The organism is Paenibacillus tuaregi (assembly GCF_900086655.1).
GTDB classification, from domain to species: Bacteria; Bacillota; Bacilli; order Paenibacillales; family Paenibacillaceae; genus Fontibacillus; species Fontibacillus tuaregi.
In genome coordinates, this window is sequence record NZ_LT575476.1 from 5,195,480 (window position 1) to 5,213,353 (window position 17,874).

The following is a 17,874-nucleotide window of genomic DNA, read 5'->3' on the forward strand; positions in this document are numbered from 1 at the left end:
CGCCGGAACTCTGTTACCGGCTTAAGCTCATGGCAGTATGCACACTGCTTGTATGTAGTCGGTTCATTTGATGTCATTGTGTGCTGACGTGAAGAATGAGCACTTCAGCGTCTTTTGTTCACCTCATATTTATATATTTTAAAGCCTGTTCCTTACTTGTGGTTACTCAATAAGCTGTATTTTCTCCTGCAGTCCTATCTTCCTGCCAATCTACCTTATAAATCTATACCACTTATCCAGGTTGCTGAAGCTGCCGCGCAGTCAGGTCACATCACCGCAGCGGCCGGCACCCTTTGAGCTGTACTCTGAGCTTGGAGAGCACATCTCCAGTCCGGTCGCCTGACAGAACCGTCATCACAAGCGAAGCAAGTGTAATTATAAGTATGAATAGTATAAATATACATGATTTTCGCAAAATAACCACCTCATGTTGCAGACAGCGGAAATTAGCGGGAAATTGCGTCAAATCAACCTTGTCCGATTCCATTTCCTGTATTGCTGATCCTGATGCCTCCTTTCCCGGCTCCCAGCTTTAAAGAAATGTGTGGCCTCTTTTCCTCCTGCTATAACCTCACCCCCATCACAAAAAGCAGTATCCTATTTGGAAATCCTTTCTGCCAAGCCTCTTTTTTCGCATTTCGCACGCGCGAAGTTACCCGCGGGCAGTGTAGCGTTGCAGGGCGCTCCTTGAGCCCGTCTCCCCCGCCCACTTCCATTAAATTGAAATTCTTCTGCCCAATTCTGTGCTTGCTGGGTTAAATCTTAGGTCCGAATGGGTAATGCTTAATTATGCAGGTTTAGGTGCAGACTGCTGCATCGATGGAGGAGGAATCCAATTTGAAAAGAAATCATACGATTATGCAGTTTTTTGAATGGCACGTTGAACCGGACGGCATGCATTGGAAGCGGCTCGCTGAGCGGGCTCCCGAGCTCAAGGCTATCGGAATAGACGCGGTATGGGTACCGCCGGTCACCAAAGCTATTACAACTGAGGATACCGGCTACGGCGTGTATGATCTATATGACTTGGGTGAATTCGATCAGAAGGGAAGCGTGCGGACCAAATACGGCACCAAGGAAGAACTGATCAAGGCGATTGCCACCTGCCAGGAGAACGGAATTCTTGTCTATGTGGATCTGGTTATGAATCACAAGGCCGGGGCTGATGAGACGGAGCGGTTCGAGGTCGTTGAGGTGGACCCGAACAACCGGACCGAGGACATCTCCGAGCCTTTCGAAATTGAAGGCTGGACCAAGTTTACTTTTCCGGGAAGAGGCAACACTTACTCCCCTTTTAAATGGAACTGGGAGCATTTCAACGGTACGGACTACGATAACCGAAAGGGCCGAAGCGGCATCTTCCGCATTCACGCGGAGAACAAACAATGGGCGGAGAACGTTGATGACGAGTTCGGCAACTATGATTACCTCATGTTCGCCAATATTGATTACAGCCACCCGGATGTACGTCGCGAGATGCTGGAGTGGGGCAAGTGGCTGGTAGATACCCTGCAATGCGGGGGATACCGCCTCGATGCCATCAAGCATATCAATCATGATTTCGTCCGGGAGTTCGCCACGGCGATGAAGAAGAAGCGCGGTGAGGATTTCTATATTGTCGGTGAGTTCTGGAAAAATGAACTGGAAGCCTGCCGTGACTTCCTAAATACGGTCGATTACAAAATCGACCTGTTCGACGTCTCCCTGCACTATAAGCTGTTCGAAGCATCCCACGCGGGGAGTTCCTTCGATCTGACAACGATTTTCCACGATACTCTTGTAGGTTCTCATCCGCTCAATGCTGTCACCTTCGTGGATAACCACGACTCCCAACCGGGCGAAGCGCTGGAATCCTGGATTGAAGACTGGTTCAAACCTAGTGCCTATGCGCTGATTCTGCTGCGCAAAGATGGATATCCTGTTGTCTTCTATGGCGATTATTATGGCATTGGAGGCGAACATCCTATCGAGGGCAAGAAGGAAGCGTTGGATCCTTTGCTCTGTGCCCGTTATAACAAGGCCTATGGAGATCAGCAGGATTATTTCGACCACCCGAACACCATAGGCTGGGTTAGAATGGGTGTCCCTGAGATTGAGCGCTCCGGCTGCGCGGTGATTATCTCTAACGGGGACGATGGGGAGAAGAACATGAACGTTGGAGCTCACAGAGCAGGTGAAGTTTGGGTTGATCTGACCGGCAACAGGGAGGAGCAGATCACGATTGGCGAGGATGGCTCCGCCGTGTTCACGGTCAATGGCGGCAGTGTCTCCGTCTGGGCCCAGCCGGATGAAGATGTTCAGCCCGGGAACGAAATCCAGCCGGGGGATCTGATCTGCGGGCATGCGGATGACCGGGATGCCTGGACAGAGGAGCAGCTGTGATATCCTGCATGGAAATCGGCCAGTTCTCTGAACGTGAGAGCTAAGCTGATTAACAAGGCTCCAGATAGGGTATTAATTTCTACACTAACTGTAAGGAGTTGTTCCAAATGAGCCACGATAACGGACTTGGTGATAAAATCAAAGGCGGCGTGTCCAAAGCCAAGGGCGAGCTGAAGGATCAGATTGGCAACGCCACAGACAATGCATCCCTTCAGGCCGAAGGCAAAGCGGACAAAGTGAAAGGCGAGATCCAACAGAAAGTCGGAGAATTTAAAGACAGAGACTAACAGCGCTGCCTGACTTCTGAGTATACATTCCAACGAGAACGACAGTGTTATGCCTTCCCAAAAGCAAGTAATAATTGCAGAGTAGGCGTTCATTCTCGGAGCCTTTCGAACACAAACCAAACGCCTAAACAAAGGAAGGGGCCGTCTTTTCAGACGGCCCCGTTTCTGTGTGCCTTTTATATAGGATAACCCTCTCTTACGTCTGTACAGGCAGGTTCGTCTGTGTCTCCCCGGGAACCGCCGCCTGATAATTCTTGTACCGGCGAATCATGACATAGCCTGCTGCGGCAGCCAAAGCAAGCCCAGCGTCCACGGCGATTAGTAGCTGATAGCTCCTCATATAGTCATATAGAATGCCTCCCAGCAGGGCCCCGAGAATACCGCCCCCCTGGTGGAACAACAGCAGAATCCCAACCATCCTGCCCTTGGCTCCTCCAAGCTGATCCGCGATCATCAATCCTCCTGGCACCGCCCCTAAATACGTTATGCCAAAAGACAGGGCAAAGAGCACCGGGGATGCCGGGAAGTGGGCAAACAGGATCATAAAGCTGAACACCCGGATTCCATACAGCATGAACATTACATAAGGCTTGTTCCAACGGTCCAGGAGAAAACCGAAGGCAAAGGAGCCTGCAATCTCCATAACACCTAAGACTGCCATGGCCGCGGCAATCGTTGTATTGGGCACGTTCGCCTCTTGATGTATGGCAACGAGGTTCATCTCCACCGTGCCCATATTGAAGCCGCAGGTGAACAGTGCAAAGCCGATCGTAAGAAGAATGGCGAGCTGGGTCCTCCCCAGAACCTTCAGTCGGGACTTTCTTTCACCCGGTACGGTTGTATCTGCAGTCTTGCCTTCCCTGCGTATATTTGCACCTACAGTCTTGCCTTCCCCGGTAGTCTTGCCTTCTTCCGTAGTCGTGCCTTTCCCCGTCTTGGAAGCTCTCTCAATCCTTGGATTGCGGATAAACAGCAGAATTAATGGCAGCGTCACAACCAGCCCCAGTATGCACGAGGCGAGAAAAGTAACCTTCCAGCTGATCCATGAATTCTGTGCAAATATCGGTGTACATACCGCAAGACCAATGGAAGATGCGCTCTGAATGAGTGCGATAGCTTTGGCGCGGTGCTTGTCGAACCAACCGAACAGCAGCACATAGGTCGTAGATGCCCCAATTCCCGCAAGACCTGCAATAATGCCGTATCCTGTGAAAAAGACCAGCGGAATATGGCCGAGATAGACCGTGCCGGTTCCCGCCACACTTAGCAGTGTGCTCAGAATCATGACCTTCTTCGCGCCAAAGCGGTCAACCAGCCATCCCCCCAGCGGAGCGCAGAGGGCCGCAATAAACAGATTCGTTGACCAGGACAGCGAGATGAACCCCCGGCCAATCCCTAAGTCGGCCGAGATCTGAACCTGGTAATAGGCCATAATAAAGCGCGACAGAGCGCCGATGAATCCAACAATCCATAATACCCCAAGTCCAATCCAGACATTGCTGCGTCCTTTGTGGACCGAAGCCTTTAACCATTCCAGCATCGTTCCCTCTCCTTTACTTCTCTTTATAACTTCCGCATGATGGATATGAGATGAACGTGTATGAAATGGTTTGACTTTGGATGCCGGTTCACGTCATAATAATCTTGCTGCATAAAAGATACCGATCGGTCTCTTTTATGATAGCATAAGACTTCCAATTGGCAATACTGGACACAAAACTTTCTGCAGCATCATTCCATGAACGTTTATAGACTCTATGTGTTACGGGGGGATTATTTATGACCAAAGGAGAGCAGACACGCCAGTTCATCATCATGAAATCTGCGGAGCTGTTCAACCAGCGCGGATTTGCCGGCTCATCCCTTTCAGATATTACGCTCGCTACCGGCATTAAGAAAGGCGGGTTATACCGGCACTTCACCAGTAAAGACGAAATTGCGGTTGAGGCTTATAACTATGCCTGTCAGGTTGTCGGCGGCAAATTCGCAGCTGCCATCGAGCAGGGAACGACCGCCTACGACAAGCTTATGGCCCACTTTCATGTATATAAGAATGTCACCGATGAACCGCCTTTCATCGGCGGCTGTCCGATGCAGAATACCGCTGTAGAGTGTGACGATGCCCATCCCCTGCTCCGACTCAAGGCCCAGGAGAGCTCCAGCGCTACACTGAAATCCATTAGGGAGATCGTTCAGGATGGGATAAACAGCGGGGAATTCCGCAGTGATCTGGACCCTGATGCTGTCGCCTCCTTCACCCTGTCCCTGCTGGAGGGCAGCATCATGCTTAGCAAGCTGGAAGGGACGAACAATCATATGCAGCTCAATCTAGCAAACTACTCTAATTACCTGAAGATGTTCTGTTTGAAAGATCACCCGCCAGCTTAAAATAGCAAATAACCCGCCAGCTCTGTGTGATCCTTCACACAAGCGGATTGAGCAGTCAGCGGAAGCCTCTCCGCTTAACCACTCAATCCAAGAGCTGACGGGTTATTGTTCTGCCCTACTGTTCTGCCCTACCTATTTCCCTCGCTACCCATACGTTCGTTACTTATACAACTTGTACCTCTTCAATCGTTACTAATTAGTCGTTATTTGACCAAATATTTCACAGCATCATCGATGATCTTGCCGCCTGCGATTGCACCGCTGTACAGCCAGCTGCTCGATTTGCTGATCTCGAAGACATGTCCTTGCTTGACTGCAGGAATCCCCTTCCACACGGGGCTGTTCAGTGTGTCATCGGCCCCCTGCCCCTTGTCGCTGTTGACGAGGAAGATATAATCGGCCTTCAAATCAGCCAGCTTCTCCAAGGTAACCGGGTTCCAGCTTGCACGCTTGTCGGCCGGGATATCCGTCACCAGATTTGGTGGCTGGATGCCCAAGTCCCCGTATAATACGGCGCCACTGGATACGCTCTGGTCAACGAGATAGAAGTTCTTCTGGGTCAACCACAGAATAGCTGCGGATTTGCCGCCGATAGCCTTGGATATGTTCTCCTTGGCCTCCTTAGCTTTGGTATCATAATCGCTGATTGCCTTCTTGGCTTGATCCGTTTTATTGAGAATTTCACCAATCTTCAGCAGCGCCTGGCGCCAATCTTTATTAACCGCGTCACCAAGCACATAAGTAGGCGCGATTTTGCTGTACTGTTCATATAAGCCCTTCTGAACCTGAGCTTCGGAACCGATAATGATCAGATCCGGACTCAATCCAAGAACAGATTCCACGGGAAGATCGTAGGAAATCGTTGGAATGCCCTTCAGATCAGTCTGTAGATAGTCTTGAATCCCCTTAGCCACAGACCACTGGGCAACTGGCTTTACTCCCAGTGCAGTCAGGTGGTCCTCCAGATATGAGGCGAGCACCCGCTGCGGATTTGCAGGAATCTTCACCTTATGTCCCATCGCATCCGTCATTTCTTTCTCCTTGGGCTCAGCAGCGCTTTGTTCGGACGCGCCTTTGTCCGGTGTGGTTGATGAGCTGCCCGAGTCAGATGATTTGCTGCCACAAGCGCTTAGAAGCAGGGCTACAGCCAGCAGGCTGATAAACAAAAGCCCAAATTTACGGTTTGTTTTCTTATAATAATGGATCATGATGTCCTCCCGGTCGTCCAATTTTATAAGGTAATGATAATGAGAATTATTATCATTGTCAATACTGTTGTTCCACAATTATCTACGAATTACCGCGAAGAACCGGTAAATAAATTTTCCATACCCTCTTGCAAAATGAACCGTGTGTCATTTATATTAATGACACACGGTTCATTTATTTCACAACCTAAGATTAGCGCAACTCTCCACCGTGCATCTGCCCCTGCACGGCGGAAATCCTGATAGAGAAAGGTGAATCCTATGTCTCCCAAAATTTCAGATGAAGTCAAACAGCAGCGAATTAACATGATTCTGGACGCGGCCGAGCGGGTTTTTATCCGTCACGGCTTCGAACTCGCCACGATGAAGAATATCGTAGAAGAGACCCAGATGAGCCGAGGCTGGATTTATCTTTATTTTCAGACCAAGGAGGAGATTTTTGAAGCTCTTATCGAGAAATACGAGCAGCAGAACGAGCAGATCTTAAGAGAGCTTATAGCACAGGCGCCTACAAGCTGGGCGGCACTTGAGACTCTTCTGAACGAACAGAAGAAGGATATGCTCACCATAGAGAACAGCTTGGCTTCGGCTTATTATGAGTATTTTCTCGCCGGCTACCGGGATGAGAAAAGGCGTATGCGCCTCATCCGGCGATACGAGACAGGTTTAGACTATGTCTTACGAGTGCTGAAGGCCGGGATCGATAAAGGCGAATTCAAGCCTGTTCATCCAATTGAACTGATCGCCAAGATCATTACGTCCCACATAGAAGGTGTTATGTCGCATGCGATGGCTGTAGGTGCTCTGAAGGCCCAAGCCTGCGAACAGCTTGACGCTATGATTCCCCTCTTCAAAGCCCTGCTTGGGATAGAGGAATAAGCTGTACTGCAGATTAACTATATAAGGAAATGAGGTTTTTTCATGCAGCTCTTTAAGAATATGACCTTTACGAAAATGTTCCTGGCCAACTTCACCTCCCAGCTGGGTACGGTCGTAGGCAATATGGCCTTTGTGTTCTACCTTCTGGATCACTTCAGCAGTCAGCCATCCTATGCCTCTATTGCGGAACTAATGTACTCGCTTCCCACGCTGGCGGTGTTCCTGTTCGTCGGTGTGCTGGCAGATAAGCTTGACCGCAAGCGTATTGCCATGAACAGTGACTGGATCCGCGCAGGGCTGACCGTTATTCTTCTGCTCGTTCTGCATCAGGGCTGGATTGCGGCAGCCTTTGCCATTTTGTTTCTGCGCGGTGCAGTATCCAAATTTTTTGTGCCGGCTGAGACCAGCCTGCTTCAGGGCATCATGAAGGAAGACCAATATGTTCAAGCTGCCGGATTGAACCAGTCTATCATGGGGATTTTTATGCTGTTCGGAACAGGGCTTGGTTCTATTGCCTATAATTATCTTGGGATTGAAGGTGCAATTATCATTGATGGAGCCAGCTTCCTCATTTCAGGGTTGTTGATTGCAAGATGCCGATTCGAGCCAGAGGTGCGGCTCCCGAACGGTCCGGCCAAGCTCAAGGACTTACATATCCGGGTCATTGCCCAAGAGTTCTGGCAGGGCTTCAAATATATTCGTGCCAACAAGCTGCTGCTTGCCATTATTTCCGGATTTCTCGTATTTGGTGTAATCAACGGTGTGTTCTCCGTGCTCCCGATCTTCACTATGCGGTATAAGCTGAGCCCAGAGCATTACCAGACTTACTCAGCGCTGCTCACCGTCTTTCTCGGGATCGGATTTCTGATTGGAAGCTCGATTGCCGCCGTGCTAATTCAAAAGTTCTCCAAGGTCACCGTACTGATCAGCGGCCTGATCCTATCTGCTCTTCTCACCTTCCTGCTTGGCATGATGGACGGCATTTGGATTTATATGGTTCTGGTCTTAATCACTGGGCTCATTCTGGCTCCAGTTAATGTGGTCTTCGGCGGATGGCTGCCGGAGCTTGTGGACCCGGGCAGCATGGGCCGCGTAAGCGCCTGGATCGATCCGCTGATGATGCTGGGACAGTCGGTATCCTTGGGGCTCGTGGCTGTAGCTTTTCCTCAATATGTAACCATTGAATCACTCTATATGGTCCTTGGATTCTGTATCCTGGCGGTCAGCTTGTATTACTGGGTGATCCTGCCCTCGCTGAACCGTAAATATCAGTTATCGCGGTCCGAATCTGCGGGTATATCAACCGCTGCCGAATAACACACTTCTAACGAAGAATTAAAGATTACTGAGCTAGAATTCACCTCAGCTGATGGTATATTCAGGAATTATTCAGATGGCTGAGGCGCGCTCCATTTAAGAGACATGTTTTCATTAAAAGTGTGTGTTCTTGGCGATTCAGTCAGCAAGGTTGGTGGTAAATAATCTGAGCCGGGAGCTCAGCCGGAGCAGGCTTCCGGCTTCTCTAACTGTGGCGATTTTGTGCGTTTTCATCTTATTCTAAGGTTGGGCGCATATAATGAACCTACGTCATCCCACCCGAGCAGGCACCTAGCCTGTTATGTAACCTTTAGCCTTTTCAGCCGTAGTAGTGATCAAGAACCTTTTTGTTTTGTCTCTAAAGTGAACGATTTATCGTGCCGTACGCCTTCTACATAAAGAATCCTGAAATGAGGTTATACCTATGCATCCGAAACGTATTATCATCAGTGGTACTATTGCGGTGGTCGTTACCATTAGCACAGGCCTGCACAGTGAGAAAATATATGCCAGCCCGCTTGTCAAGCTGATCAGCATCAATATAGACAAAGTGAGGCCGCAGTTGAAAAAGAGCGCTCAGGCCAGCCTGCCTGCCAGTGACAGCCTTCATACGGCGCTTGGAACCTCTTCCGATGAGGAGCTGTATCAGGCTGTCTACAACGGCCAGTCTCTGGCAGAGATTGCTCAGGCTAAGCAGGGGAACGTGCAGCAGGTTATTGACCTGCAGCTTGCAGAGCTTGAGCAGCAGCTTGAACAGCGTCTTGCCAGCGGCAGCCTGACTGAGGAGCAGTTCCTGGCCCAGAAGGCAGAGCTCCCAGCCATTGTGGAGAGCAGCGTCTACGGTAAGAAATACAGCTAAGACCGAGACGGCTGGGTTCGTAATAAACGCGCTATCCTATGCCGTCTGGACCATAAGGAAGCCCCGTACTTAAGGATGAGTACGGGGCTTCCTTTGCGTTTGAGAGGATGCCTCCCTGTTTGCCAGCGCACAGGCGTTATCTGAACCCGCGAAATGCCTCAAATGTCTTCACGGGATCTAAGGGATCCCATTCAAACTGGCTGAGGCGGGTCTGGCTCGTGCAAGTATCGCTGCAAATTAACACGGTTCCCTGGCAGCAGCTCAACCCCTTCGCTTTCCAGAAGCAGCATCTGCAGGGACTTGGATTCATCCTCCTGCAGTGCAATCTCCCCCTGTTTGTTCACCACCCGGTGCCACGGCAGCTGGTGCTTCCCGCTCATCGAGTGCAGAATCCGCACAACCTGCCTCGCACCTCTGGGCGAGCCGGCACAGGCCGCAATCTGTCCATAGGTCATCACCCTGCCCTCGGGGATGGATTGAATCACCGAGATGACTTGAGCCGTAAATGGGGTCATCGTATCACCCTAACTTAGCTGGTTTTGAAGCAGCTTTTTCTATATAAAACCGCTGTCTCAATTATACACCTCCGCGCTTATCGTGTGCTTCATAAATCAGAACCTCATTTGGGCTGGTGTTGATTCCTTGTTCAGGGTTATTTATCCTTAGGGTAGACTAACTAACTATCATGAAATGGGGTTGTGCCAAAATGAAGGAAGAAATTATCGGACGATTGACTTCGTACGTCAAGATTGACACCCAATCCAATGAAGACAGCGAGACCTGCCCGTCTACTCCAGGACAGCTGACGCTTGCCCACATGCTTGTGGAAGAGCTGAAGTCCATTGGCATGTCTGAGGTCACTATTGACGAGAACGGATATGTGATGGCAACCCTGCCCTCCAATACGGAGAGAGAGGTGCCGACGATCGGATTTCTCGCCCATGTCGATACGGCTACCGACTTCACCGGGGCTGGTGTAAATCCGCAGATTCATGAGAATTACGACGGCAGAGACATTTTCCTGAATCCACAGCTGAATGTGGTGCTGTCCCCTGGAGAATACCCGCAGTTGTCCAATTATATCGGACATACGCTGATAACTACCGATGGAACCACCCTGCTTGGTGCTGACAACAAGGCCGGAATTGCCGAGATTATGACGGCTATGGACTATTTAATTAAGCATCCGGAAATTAAACATGGCAAAATCCGGGTTGCTTTTACCCCTGATGAGGAGATTGGCCGGGGGCCGCAGCGCTTTGATGTTCCCGCCTTCAATGCCACGTATGCCTACACAGTGGACGGAGGGCCGCTTGGCGAGCTGGAATATGAAAGCTTCAATGCAGCGTCCGCCAAGATCACAATAAAAGGCAACAACATCCATCCCGGCTCGGCCAAAGGTAAAATGATCAATTCCGCCAAAATCGCCATGGAATTCAATCGCCGCCTGCCTGCCAGCGAGGCACCGGAATTTACAGAGGGCTATGAAGGCTTCTATCATTTGCTGTCCGTAAACGGGGACGTGGAGTCCACAACCCTGTATTATATTATCCGTGACTTCGACCGGAAAGGTTTTGAAGAACGCAAGGCTGTCATTCAGCGGCTGGTTGAAGAGTTCCGCCAAACCTATGGGGAGGCCAATGTTCTGCTTAACATGAACGACCAATATTACAATATGCGGGAAAAAATTGAGCCTGTGCGGGAAGTGGTGGACATCGCTCACCAGGCTATGGTGAATTTGGGGATTCAGCCGGATGTGAAGCCGATCCGCGGAGGCACTGACGGTTCCCAGCTCTCTTATATGGGACTGCCGACCCCTAATATTTTCACCGGCGGCGAGAACTATCACGGTAAGTTCGAATTCATCTCGGTTGACAACATGATTAAAGCGGTCCAGGTTATCGTTGAGATTGTACAGCTGTTCGAGCAAAAGGAAGCCTGATCCTATCTAGACTCCCTAGGCAGCAGGGTGTATGATCCACCACGGCATGCTTGAATAACCGGCGTGCGCCCTTGTCTCTCGGCTCAACAGAACCCGCAGCAACGTTGACGACAGGCATCATCACACATAATAGCTAACCGTCTGGTCGATGTGATGAACACAACCATTTGGGCATGTCGCAACCAGATCTATGACGATCAGACTACAGGCGCTCATTGGAACATAAACAAACAAGCGTGCGGCCTCGCATTCTATCGAATGCGGGCTTGCACGCTTGTTCTTTTTAACAGATAAACTTCTCGCTCAATAGGGTTAGTTAGTTTACCATTTGCGCCTTGCTGAGCAGCTTCCAGATCGTTGCGGCTGCCATCTCCCGGCTGGTCGTAACCCCAGGGTGGAAGTAGAAGACTCCTCCTGAAATCTCACCCTGCATCAGTCCGGCTTCAGTTACAGCCTGGACACTGTCCTTAGCATACCCGGATACGGTTCCCGCATCACTATAGGTAGTGTGGGACGGATTGCTGGAGGACACCTCCAGAAGCTTCATTGCTTTGGACAGGATTACACTCAACTGCTCACGTGTAAGCGGCGCGCTCGGATCAAATTTGCCATTGCCCGTACCGTTGATCAATCCTGCTTCATAGGCTGCAGCCACATCGGCCGCATACCATGTGCCTGCCTTAACATCCGAGAATACGGATGCCGGAGTCGCGGAAGCAAGTCCCAGCGCCCGTGCCAGCATGGAGGCGAATTCCGCCCGGGTTACATTCATCTTCGGCGAGAATGTATCCGCAGATGTGCCGTTAATGAGCAGCTTGCCGGCCATAGCTTGAATCTGATCCTTGGCCCAGCTTGCGGAGATATCGCTGAAGCTTACATTTCGAGCTACCACCGCATAGGTGGAGAACCCTGGACGGCTTACCGTTACAATCGTTGTTCCGTCTTCCCGTGGTGCAAATGTGGATGCAGCCGGACGGACAACTCCATTCTCTTCGTACAATACCCCTGCTGTACCCGGTTTAATGGTTCCTTTTACTGTAAAGGAGCGTTTGATTGACGTCTTATTGGCTTGAATCGGCTTGCTTCCTTGAGCATTGACTACATTAACCTCATAGCTCACCGGAGTTCCAACCACACTGCTTCCTGCTAACTGGGAAGTGAACACACCCTGCTTGGAGGCATCCGGTGCAATAACCACCTCTACTCCAGAGTCTGCCGGAACGCTCTTCATTAATAACAGCGGAAGCGAGACAGATGAGCCTTCGCTGTTCACAACCAAAGTACTCTTGGCTGGAGCCTGAGCCAGAATCTGAACCTGGGCAGGGCTGATCGTTGCTTTAAGCTCCTGACTGCCGGTATCAGCTGCCGATACAACAAATGCGGCTGCCGATGATGCGGATTTTACCGAATTGGCCAGGTCCTCGTCCTTGAAGGAGAGGGACACCCCATTGCCGTTCTTTGCAGCTGCGCCGACCACTTGTACCTGCGTCTGGCCTTGGCTGATCACCGCCGGAATAGAAGGATTCACTCCGGTTGAAGGCTTTGTTGTTGGTACTGGCGCCGGTGCTGGTGTCGGCGTTGGAGTTGGCACTGGTGCTGGGCCCGGTGTCGGTGCTGGTGTTGGGTCCGGCATCGGCGTCGGATTTGGCACTGGTGTTGGCGTAGGATCCGGCGTTGGCGTTGGATCCGGTGTCACCGGCGGTGCGGCCGGAGCAATCGTGACCGGTACACTTACGATCGTTGAGACAGAAGTAGTTGGAACAGTTGGAGTTAAGCCAGGAGCAGCTTGCTGCTTCAGTCCAATCTCTACTTTCAGCTCTGTATTTATTTTGGATTCGTTATAAGCCGGAATCTTCTTGAGAATTCCATTGTCGTCGATATAATTGGAGTTCATGCTCTTGATGACTTTATAGGAGAACTCATTGTTCTCCGGGAATTTAAGAACCGCTTTATCCAATTCTGTTGTGTTGGCGACGTTCACCAAACTCTTGAACTGATCCGCATGATGCAGCACTTTCTCCATATCCGCGGAAGTAACGCGGAATTGACCGTAGGCGGTATACACGATTGGGTTTCCGTTTACATCCTTAACCGGTAAGCCCTGTGCATCTAATTGTGCTGCAAGTACCCCAAGCTTGTACGTTCCCGGTGCGAGTTTCTGATCAGGGCTGCCACCTACATCCGCATAGGTACCATCAATTTGATTGAACGTGTAGGTACCTGGCTGAAGGTACTGTCCAGCAGGAACTGTTTGGGATTTCATGGTCCCGATTAGGTTGTCGTCAAGACCATAGACATCAAGCTCAACATAGTTGGCGTCATTCGCTGTTAGTGTATAAGTAACACTCGTGCTCTTCGCTGTATTCTCCCCGTCTGTCCAGATTAACGCAGGCGAAGCAGATACGTCCTGAACGCCAAATCCATTGGCCGGTCTGTCTCCAACATGAACGACGAATGGCAGATGAAGGTCTGGAATTCCTGGTGTCGTGCTGGTTAGAAGCACTTCCCCTTCGTAGACCCCGTTCGCTGCATTCATTGTAGGCTGCACAGTTAGATTGAATTTAGATACAGACGAAGTTCCGTCGGTGCCGCCAGCCACAGTAACCTTCCCATTGGTAAGACCTTCGAGATTGGCGGTGATGTTGCTTACATCCGGAGTAGCCACAGGATGCTGCGGATCGCTGGTAACCGAAGGATGCATAACTACGGAAGCTGCATATTCCACAGGTTGACCTGAGAAGTTCTTGACTTGAAGCTCTTCGGTCTTGGCCTCATCGCCAACCTTCATAGTACCGAAGCTTGCAGATGAGCTGTAATTGTCCACCTCATGCGATACGAAGTACTTGTCCAAGATGTTGATCTTGTCCACGGCTTGCAGAACCGCCGGAGTATCGATCGCTTTAGCAATATTGACGCGCCCTGCACCTTCAGAGTACACATCGTATTGCACTCCATTCGCATCCGAAACCTCGTCTGAAGTGTTCGCCAATGCCGCACGGATATCGAACGGGCTCCAGTTCGGATGCTCCTGCTTAAGCAGCAAGGCAAGGCCAGCCACATGCGGAGTTGCCATGCTGGTGCCGCTGATACGCGAATAAGCTTCGCTGTATTCGTTATCCTGTTGACCGTATGCTGGCCAGGTAGACATGATGTTAACGCCTGGTGCAACCAAGTCTGGTTTAATGCTCAGATTGGCATCTGAATCAGGCCCTCTGGAGCTGAAATCAGCTATGATATCCCCCCGCGAAGTGTTCTTATCATAGTTACTGCCAAAGGTGAAATACAGCGGCTCATCCGGATTAGCCAGAACTTGTCTGGCCAGAGCCCGGCCCTCGGTTCCTGTCATGTCAAACGCCGGAATGTACTCCAGGCTGTCACCGAGATAGCCGGCACTTCCGATATGCCCGTTCCGGCTGCTATTAATCTTGGTATCATCCAGTTGAACTTCTGTGTCACTGGAATTAATCCCGTTGAACATAACTACAGCCTTGGCCCCGTGATCCTTGGCCAATTTCACTTTATCGGCAAATGCGCTTTTGCCACGGGAAATGAAAGCGACTTTACCCGTCACGTCTCTACCCTCATAGTCACCTTGTTGGCCAAGACCCACGTAAACAGCATCAATTGGGTCTGTACCAAGAACAGCGGCGAAATCCTCCTGGTTGGTCCGCCATGCCATCAAAGCCATGTCCTCTGAGCTGCCTGACTGCGGAGTTATATTGACATTCACTTGAGGAGAAGCAGTGGGGACCGCTTCAGCTTTAGTCTGAGTTTCACCCGCAGCCGCGTCTGTATGGTCTGCCTCAGGTGCAGAACCTCCCTGTACTACAGCTGCAGCATCAGGCTCAGTGGCATTAGCCGTCTGATCTTGATTAGAGGCTGTATCTTGCTTAGCTGTAGCTTCAGTTCCCTCTAGGGCACCCGCAGCAGCAGCTGATGCACTAGCATCGTCCGCCTTCACTGCATCAGAGGCAGCCGGGTCGGAACTGGCTGGACTCGTACCGGCCGCTTCCTGGCCGCCAGCATCCTTCTGAGCCGCCGAACCAGCAGATTGTGTGTCTGCGGCTTGAAGCCCTTGGGTCGCATTAGTCAGGTTCTGACCTGGTGCTCCCAGCGACCAATTTACCGTTCCTGTATAGTGGTTACTAGTGCTGTTCACCGCTCCAACCGAAATGGCGAGCTGGGAAGAAGCCGGGGAACCCATGGTGTAGTAATACTCCCCATTGCCTGCCGCGTTGCCGTTGGCCACGACTGCGGTTACCCCTGCCAGCACGGCGTTATTAATGGCGATGGCGTCCGGAGTATTAACGTCCTTTTCCAGGTCAGAGCCCAGAGAAAGGTTGATAACATCCATCTTCGCCTCGACCGCGTGCTCGATCCCGTCAATTACCTGAGCGGAGGAACCTACTGCCTTCTTCTCTTCAGGGTTATAACCCAGAACCTTGTATACATATAAATCGGCGTTGTAAGCTACTCCCTTCTGTACAATGTCCGAGAATGTATTTGCTGCTCTGCCGGCGATTGTACCGGATACATGAGTGCCATGCTGGGAGCCCGCTGACGAACCGCCTGGAATATCCTCATACGGATCATCATCCTGATTGATCGAGTCATATCCACCTTTGTAGGCACCCTTCAGATCCGGGTGATTGTAATCAATCCCGGTATCAATGACTCCCACCTTCAGGTGTTCACCCGTCAAATTTTTGTCCCAGGCCCCCTCAACACCGATCTGCTTGAGCGGGTTAATATCATAGAAAGGGCTTTGAGCGCCAAGACCATTCTGTTCTTCCTTGGGAACACTGAAATACGTATGGTTCTCACTGACCGACTTAACACCCGGGATGGCGGCTAGAGCCGGAATCTGATCCGCGGGAATGGAGACTTCCATGCCGTTCAGAACCGTATCATACTTGTAATTGACGGTCAGATTGATGCCCGCAGCCTTGGCTTTGCTGAGCACAGTGGACTGCTGGCTGTCGGCTGCCTGTTCAGCCGATTCCGCAGTCAGGCTGGCAACACCCATTTTGCTGGCATACATCCCCACCGCAGTCGGTTCCGCAGTAAGCTGAACAATAACTCTTACCTTCTGGCTCGAATCCGTGTCGATCTGCGGCGAGATATAAGCCGGCTGTACGGAAGCTAGAGATACTTTAGAGACAGGCAATGAAGTAGTTCCCGTTCCCACCCCCGCTGCCGCATCTGCAAAAGCGTACGGTGCAGCTCCTCCGGCGATCAAACCTACGGCGAGTGGAATCGATGCAATCTTGCTGATTAATCTCTGTTTGTCCAATGTCTTCCCTCTCATTCTTCTAGTAAAATCTAATATTTCTACTAGAATAACAAGGTCCACTGAACCATTTCTGAACCATCGCTGCGCAGGACTAAAGAACTAAACCAAACTAAAAAAGACGCTGCTCCGCCACACCTGCGGTCAAACAGCGCCTCCCGGTCAAATCTGCTATTTCCTCATCATCTCCACCCAGTGGGCATATCTGCGCCGCGTCTCCTCCTCAGGATTCAAGCCCAGATCCTCCTGGAGCAGGCTTCTAAACTGTTCATAATAAGTGCGTAATTCCGTATATTCCTCTAACCCTCCGTAAGCTTCAATAAGCAGCCTGCTGATCCGGTCTGAGTACGGGTCCATTTCGGCTATAATCACCAGCCGCCTAACCGCTTTACTGGCCTGTCCGCAGCCCAGCTCATATTTGGCCAGGTCGAGTACAAGCTCAATATATTTCCTGTCCAGCTCCGCACGTCTGGACTTGGCCCACTCATAGTCATGCTCTTCCAGATATCCCCCGCGGTAAAGGGCAGCCGCTTGCTCGGCAATCTCCCGATGCTTCTGTCCCCCGGCTTCTCCCAGTCTCTCCAATTTAAGCTCGAACTGCTCCACATCGGTGCTGACTTTCCCTTTTTTCAGACGGTAATTCTCATGGGCGTATTCAATTTCGGCGTCGGCTCCAAGGTCCCGCAACAGCTTCCGGATTTGATAAATGGCGGTATGGAGATGTGTGATGGACTTATCCAGTGGATACCCCTGCCACACGGCTTCAAGTATACGATCCTTCGATGCCCACTCCCCGTCCAGGTTCAAAAGATAAGCCAGCAGCTCCTGGGCTTTAGCTGTGCGGAGTCTCAATTTTTTGCCATCCAGTGCGTGAATATCCGGCAGCACCAGCCGTTTGAACAGCTGAATCCTGAAGATTCCTGTATCCTCTGCAGGCTGTGCGCGTTCAGGCACCGGGCTCATAACCGCCTCCAACCGGTCTATCGTCTTAACGAGCCTCTCAGGCATGACCGGCTTAAGCACATAATCCAGCGCATACAGCTCGAAGGCTTCCAGGGCATACTGCGAATAAGCGGTAATATAGACGATTCGAATAGATGGATTCAGCTGTTGGATGTATTCCCCCGCCTCAAGGCCATTCATTTCCGGCATGCCGATATCGAGGAAGACCACATCCACTTTTTCATGTCTTAAAAAATCAAGCCCCTCCTGAACGGAGGTGAACCGTTCCAGGACATTCACGCGCCCATCACCTAGCAGCAGCCGCTCCAGCTGGAGAAGCGCCGGTTTCTCATCGTCAATTAAAACAGCTTTCATCCGTT

The 17,874-nt window shown here is 50.9% G+C and carries 12 protein-coding genes; 7 read left to right on the forward strand and 5 right to left on the reverse strand.

Features of this window, described 5'->3' with window-relative positions; translation table 11 throughout:
* The first annotated feature begins 837 nt into the window (after nt 1-837).
* Nucleotides 838-2,382 carry an alpha-amylase gene (locus BN6628_RS23310; protein ID WP_082927038.1) on the forward strand — a complete coding sequence of 515 codons (1,545 nt, stop codon included), beginning with the start codon at nt 838-840 and terminating at the stop codon, nt 2,380-2,382.
* Between the two features lie 107 nt (nt 2,383-2,489).
* Nucleotides 2,490-2,669: a CsbD family protein gene (locus BN6628_RS23315; protein ID WP_068621061.1), complete on the forward strand. Its 180-nt coding sequence runs from the start codon at nt 2,490-2,492 to the stop codon at nt 2,667-2,669.
* 196 nt (nt 2,670-2,865) lie between these two features.
* Here BN6628_RS23315 and BN6628_RS23320 read toward each other — a convergent pair whose 3' ends face one another.
* Entirely contained in the window at nt 2,866-4,209 is a 1,344-nt protein-coding gene (locus BN6628_RS23320) for an MFS transporter (protein ID WP_068621063.1), read from the reverse strand.
* Between the two features lie 239 nt (nt 4,210-4,448).
* Between BN6628_RS23320 and BN6628_RS23325 the strand changes: the two genes are divergently transcribed.
* Nucleotides 4,449-5,057, forward strand: coding sequence for a TetR/AcrR family transcriptional regulator (locus BN6628_RS23325; protein ID WP_068621065.1), 609 nt, complete (start codon nt 4,449-4,451; stop codon nt 5,055-5,057).
* A gap of 203 nt (nt 5,058-5,260) precedes the next feature.
* On the opposite strand, the gene BN6628_RS23330 is transcribed toward BN6628_RS23325, so the two are convergent.
* Nucleotides 5,261-6,265: an iron-hydroxamate ABC transporter substrate-binding protein gene (locus BN6628_RS23330; RefSeq protein ID WP_068621067.1), complete on the reverse strand. Its 1,005-nt coding sequence runs from the start codon at nt 6,263-6,265 to the stop codon at nt 5,261-5,263.
* A gap of 261 nt (nt 6,266-6,526) precedes the next feature.
* On the opposite strand from BN6628_RS23330, the gene BN6628_RS23335 reads away from it, so the two are divergent.
* The 3 genes from BN6628_RS23335 to BN6628_RS23345 all read left to right on the forward strand — a co-directional run bounded on the left by BN6628_RS23335 (nt 6,527) and on the right by BN6628_RS23345 (nt 9,320).
* Nucleotides 6,527-7,144 carry a TetR/AcrR family transcriptional regulator gene (locus BN6628_RS23335; RefSeq protein ID WP_068621069.1) on the forward strand — a complete coding sequence of 206 codons (618 nt, stop codon included), beginning with the start codon at nt 6,527-6,529 and terminating at the stop codon, nt 7,142-7,144.
* 42 nt (nt 7,145-7,186) lie between these two features.
* Nucleotides 7,187-8,461: an MFS transporter gene (locus BN6628_RS23340; protein ID WP_068621071.1), complete on the forward strand. Its 1,275-nt coding sequence runs from the start codon at nt 7,187-7,189 to the stop codon at nt 8,459-8,461.
* Between the two features lie 424 nt (nt 8,462-8,885).
* Nucleotides 8,886-9,320: an SHOCT domain-containing protein gene (locus BN6628_RS23345; protein ID WP_068621072.1), complete on the forward strand. Its 435-nt coding sequence runs from the start codon at nt 8,886-8,888 to the stop codon at nt 9,318-9,320.
* Between the two features lie 191 nt (nt 9,321-9,511).
* On the opposite strand, the gene BN6628_RS23350 is transcribed toward BN6628_RS23345, so the two are convergent.
* A complete protein-coding gene (locus BN6628_RS23350; RefSeq protein ID WP_068621073.1) occupies nt 9,512-9,835 on the reverse strand; it encodes an MGMT family protein in 324 nt (107 codons plus the stop codon).
* A 191-nt stretch (nt 9,836-10,026) separates the two neighbouring features.
* On the opposite strand from BN6628_RS23350, the gene pepT reads away from it, so the two are divergent.
* On the forward strand, nt 10,027-11,262 hold the full coding sequence (pepT, locus tag BN6628_RS23355; protein WP_068621074.1) for a peptidase T: 1,236 nt from the start codon (nt 10,027-10,029) through the stop codon (nt 11,260-11,262).
* 316 nt (nt 11,263-11,578) lie between these two features.
* Here pepT and BN6628_RS26740 read toward each other — a convergent pair whose 3' ends face one another.
* Entirely contained in the window at nt 11,579-16,555 is a 4,977-nt protein-coding gene (locus BN6628_RS26740; RefSeq protein ID WP_068621075.1) for a S8 family serine peptidase, read from the reverse strand.
* Between the two features lie 168 nt (nt 16,556-16,723).
* Nucleotides 16,724-17,869 (reverse strand): response regulator, encoded by a 1,146-nt coding sequence (locus tag BN6628_RS23365; protein ID WP_068621077.1) that lies wholly within the window; start codon nt 17,867-17,869, stop codon nt 16,724-16,726.
* Nucleotides 17,870-17,874: the final 5 nt, after the last annotated feature.

Coding starts and splice junctions, on each gene's coding strand:
- BN6628_RS23330 (WP_068621067.1), bottom strand. CDS start 6,265: ATGATCCATTATTATAAGAAAACAAACCGTAAATTTGGGCTTTTGTTT.
- BN6628_RS23345 (WP_068621072.1), top strand. CDS start 8,886: ATGCATCCGAAACGTATTATCATCAGTGGTACTATTGCGGTGGTCGTT.
- BN6628_RS23340 (WP_068621071.1), top strand. CDS start 7,187: ATGCAGCTCTTTAAGAATATGACCTTTACGAAAATGTTCCTGGCCAAC.
- BN6628_RS23315 (WP_068621061.1), top strand. CDS start 2,490: ATGAGCCACGATAACGGACTTGGTGATAAAATCAAAGGCGGCGTGTCC.
- pepT (WP_068621074.1), top strand. CDS start 10,027: ATGAAGGAAGAAATTATCGGACGATTGACTTCGTACGTCAAGATTGAC.
- BN6628_RS23365 (WP_068621077.1), bottom strand. CDS start 17,869: ATGAAAGCTGTTTTAATTGACGATGAGAAACCGGCGCTTCTCCAGCTG.
- BN6628_RS23335 (WP_068621069.1), top strand. CDS start 6,527: ATGTCTCCCAAAATTTCAGATGAAGTCAAACAGCAGCGAATTAACATG.
- BN6628_RS23350 (WP_068621073.1), bottom strand. CDS start 9,835: ATGACCCCATTTACGGCTCAAGTCATCTCGGTGATTCAATCCATCCCC.
- BN6628_RS23325 (WP_068621065.1), top strand. CDS start 4,449: ATGACCAAAGGAGAGCAGACACGCCAGTTCATCATCATGAAATCTGCG.
- BN6628_RS23320 (WP_068621063.1), bottom strand. CDS start 4,209: ATGCTGGAATGGTTAAAGGCTTCGGTCCACAAAGGACGCAGCAATGTC.